Source organism: Kandleria sp. (assembly GCF_017934775.1).
Taxonomy (GTDB): Bacteria; Bacillota_I; Bacilli_A; order Erysipelotrichales; family Coprobacillaceae; genus Kandleria; species Kandleria vitulina.
In genome coordinates this window covers 1-3376 of sequence record NZ_JAGBIX010000076.1, presented here as the reverse complement: position 1 = coordinate 3376, position 3376 = coordinate 1, and the positions used below count along the sequence as shown (strand labels likewise).

The window sequence follows — 3376 nt, the reverse complement described above, 5'->3', positions numbered from 1 at the left end:
TCACTTTTTTCTTTCTGAAGGATCGGTATGATACTATTGTATCCCATTTATTTCCCGCAAATCAAAAAAGAGCGGGTTCTGAAAATAATTTCCAGAATCCCGCTGAAAGTAACAGAAAGATGATTTCCCACAGTTTGGAAGGTCATCAAAAAATAAAAGATATACCCACATTAAAAGCACTCTTTACAGAGTGCTTTTAATCGCTTATATCTAAATCAATCTGAATAATGAATGTATAATCTGGATAATAGTTTTTCATTTCATCTTCAACGATTTTTACAAGATGATCATAATCTTCTACATCAAAACTAAAGATCAGATCAACCTGAATGAATCGTTCTTCTTTATTAAGATAGAAACCATGAAAACCAAGAATACCTTCATGTTCACTGATAACTTTCTTGAGTTTCTCTTTTGCATCTAAAATAAGAGGATCTTTCGTATTGATAGAATAAAGACCAATACCTGTCAATATGACACCTGTTTCATCTATAACACGATTGGTAATATTTCTTGAAAGAGTATCAAATTCATTGATGCTCATTGTATCTTCTACTTCTACATGAATAGATCCCTGATAACGATCAGGACCATAAGCATGAAGAAGAAGATCATAGCTTCCCTGTACGCCTTCTTCTTGATTGACAATCTCTTTTATCTTCTTAGATAAAGATGGATCAATACGTTCTCCAAGTAAATCGGAGAGCGTATTTTTTAGCATGTCGATACCGCTCTTAATAATAAAGATAGAAATAACAGCAGCCAAATAAGCTTCAATAGAAAAAGAAGTAAAAATGAAAAGAATGGCAGCTAAAAGAGTGGCACTAGAAATAATCGCATCAAATCTTGCATCTTCACCAGAATTGATCAATGAATCAGAATGAAGACGTTTACCCTGTTTTTTAGTATATTCTCCTAAAATGATTTTGGTGATAACCCCAACAAATACAATAAACAATGTTACAAGGGAATAATGAGGTTTCCCTGGATTCATGATTGTCTTGATGGATTCAATAAGGGATGTAATCCCTGCATAAAGTACGAGACAGGCGATAATGGCTGCAGTGAGGTATTCAATGCGACCATAGCCTAATGGGTGCTTCTTGTTTGGTCTCATCATGGAGAGTTTGGTACCGACGATGGTAATCAAGGAGCTAAGGGCATCACTTAAGTTATTGATTGCATCAAGGGTAATGGCAATAGAATGTGATAATAAACCAACAACAGCTTTAAATATAGCTAATACAATATTGACAAGTATGCCGATGATACTTGTTTTAATAATATTCTTTTCTCTGTTTTCCATATTTCCTCCTAGTTAAAAAGCGAGTTATTTTCTCGCTTTTCTTAATTCTTCCTGATTATATTGTTTAATCGCATTTTTATAGTTATCACTTGCAAAATGCATTGGGGCATACATAAGTAATGTTGCCACAATAACAATGACAATCCATCCTCCAACATGGGGAAGTGTTTTCTTTGATCCAAGTAGAGGAATCTTGCTCTTTATTTTGAAATAATCTAGTTCTAAGAATAGACCTAAACCAATTAGAATGAAGAATAAGAAGATACTTATTTTAAATAATGTAACATCCATGGTACTCATTGCAGCAGCTACTTTGGCATTATAGATATCTTCAATAGGAAGATGTCCTAGAGAAGAAAATGCGGCAATGACACAGCCTAAAAATGCGAACCATATAATTACTCTTTTAATACTGATTTTAAACATTGTCATTCCCTCCATAAAATAACTATAAACGATTATTAAACATAAGACAATATGAACCCATAATATGAAAAAAAGTAGGATTATGATTTAGAATAGTTCTTTTTTTGTATATAATGTATATAAAGTAGGTGAAAAAAGATGAACGGTATCATAGGTGCTTGCCTCTTCCTCATAGCATTATTGTTATGGTGCAAAGAGAAAATTACAGATATAGTATTTTTATTTGTAGTATGTGCTATGGCTATATCTATAGGTATGGGCATTACAGTATTATATATTAAGCATTATGATACAGGCCTACCGTTATATCAGATGATTATTCAAGATTACAGTGCTATGCTTATTACAAGTGTGTTTGCACTCGTAATTGTCGTTGTAAAAATCATGAAATAAGGAGAACTATTTATGGGAAAAGTATTATGGCATGATCGTAAACGTACATTTTGTGGATTACCATGGTCGTTTACCACTTATACATTAGAAAGTGATCGTTTTGTAGTAGAAAAAGGATTTTTAAGTCGTAAAGAATATGATGTAAGACTATATCGTATTCTTAATATTAATTTATCTCGTAGTCTTTCTCAGCGTCTATTTGGATTAGGTACTATTCATATTGATAGTAATGATAAAGATCTTGGTTCTTTTGATTTATTGAATATCAAGAAATCAAAGAAAGTCAAAGAATTAATTTCTGAACAGGTTGAAGCAGAGAGAAGAAGAAACCGTGTAACAGCTAGAGAATTTATGATGGATATGGATGATCATGATGATGACTTCAACTTATAAGCATATCGTACATTACTATGAAACAGATAGAATGGGTATTACCCATCATTCTAATTATATTAGATGGATGGAAGAAGCACGTGTCTATTATCTAAAAGAAATAGGGTGGGGATATGATCATCTTGAAGAAATAGGAATTATGTCTCCTGTTACTAAAGTTGATTGTTCTTATAAGCATACTACCACTTTTGCGGATGAAGTATCTATCCATGTATCTGTAGAAGAATTTAAGGGTGTCAGATTAAAACTTAAATATATGATGTATTGCAAAGAACAGCTTGTATGTGAAGCATATTCTGAACATTGTTTCTTAAATAAAGATGGTTTACCTATTCGCATTAAGAAAGAATATCCTGAGTTCTATGAAGCTTTAGTTAATGAAGAAAGATAAAACAAGCCCTGAGAGGTTGATACCTCTTAGGGCTTATTTCTTTCTTCTTATAAGAAAATTCCACATTGAACTTACTGATGTACTAGGTTCAATTCTAGATAATTCAGTAAAATAAGATACTCCCTTGCTAGAAAGCTGCTGCTTAGTGGCAAGAAGAGAAAGCTCCTGCTTTAGTTTAAAGATGCATCTATTGATATCTTCGTTGTGATTTATTTTAGTAAAGCAGTCTTCAAATATTTCTCTTTCAGTAGAGCTGATTTCATGATCATTTAGAATATTCTCAAGAAATGTTAAAATCTTTTCTTTTCTTCTCATTTTATGCTCCTAGTGAACTACCACCCACCTAAAGGTAGGTGGCTTCTAAGAACCTGACGGTTCTATTTAAGAAGTTTGATATTTAAGTTTCCACCCGACAAGTCAGGCAATCCTTATTCTTACAGGCGTGTCCACTTCGCCTCTACCGTATA

The 3376-nt window shown here is 32.7% G+C and carries 7 protein-coding genes; 4 read left to right on the top strand and 3 right to left on the bottom strand.

Annotated elements, in window-relative coordinates; all coding sequences use genetic code 11:
* Positions 1-200, top strand: a 200-nt coding sequence (locus J6L95_RS08270; RefSeq protein WP_287458789.1) for a hypothetical protein, incomplete at its 5' end; no start/stop codon positions are given.
* On the opposite strand, the gene J6L95_RS08265 is transcribed toward J6L95_RS08270, so the two are convergent.
* Both J6L95_RS08265 and J6L95_RS08260 read right to left on the bottom strand, forming a co-directional pair.
* Entirely contained in the window at positions 197-1306 is a 1110-nt protein-coding gene (locus J6L95_RS08265) for a cation diffusion facilitator family transporter (protein ID WP_287458788.1), read from the bottom strand. The two genes, J6L95_RS08270 and J6L95_RS08265, sit on opposite strands and share 4 nt — an antisense overlap.
* A gap of 24 nt (positions 1307-1330) precedes the next feature.
* Positions 1331-1732, bottom strand: a complete 402-nt coding sequence (locus J6L95_RS08260; RefSeq protein ID WP_287458787.1) for a hypothetical protein — start codon at positions 1730-1732, stop codon at positions 1331-1333.
* A 237-nt stretch (positions 1733-1969) separates the two neighbouring features.
* On the opposite strand from J6L95_RS08260, the gene J6L95_RS08255 reads away from it, so the two are divergent.
* From J6L95_RS08255 to J6L95_RS08245, 3 genes are read left to right on the top strand one after another with little or no spacing between them, the layout of a single operon-like run.
* Positions 1970-2125, top strand: a complete 156-nt coding sequence (locus J6L95_RS08255) for a hypothetical protein (RefSeq protein ID WP_287458786.1) — start codon at positions 1970-1972, stop codon at positions 2123-2125.
* A gap of 12 nt (positions 2126-2137) precedes the next feature.
* The gene (locus tag J6L95_RS08250; protein WP_029069910.1) at positions 2138-2518 is read left to right on the top strand and encodes a PH domain-containing protein; all 381 of its coding nucleotides are present in this window, start codon (positions 2138-2140) and stop codon (positions 2516-2518) included.
* Entirely contained in the window at positions 2490-2909 is a 420-nt protein-coding gene (locus J6L95_RS08245; RefSeq protein ID WP_236700971.1) for an acyl-CoA thioesterase, read from the top strand. The genes J6L95_RS08250 and J6L95_RS08245 overlap by 29 nt, the downstream gene beginning before the upstream one ends.
* 33 nt (positions 2910-2942) lie before the next feature.
* Here the strand turns inward: J6L95_RS08245 and J6L95_RS08240 are convergent, their stop codons facing one another.
* Entirely contained in the window at positions 2943-3224 is a 282-nt protein-coding gene (locus J6L95_RS08240) for a bacteriocin immunity family protein (protein ID WP_287458785.1), read from the bottom strand.
* Positions 3225-3376: the final 152 nt, after the last annotated feature.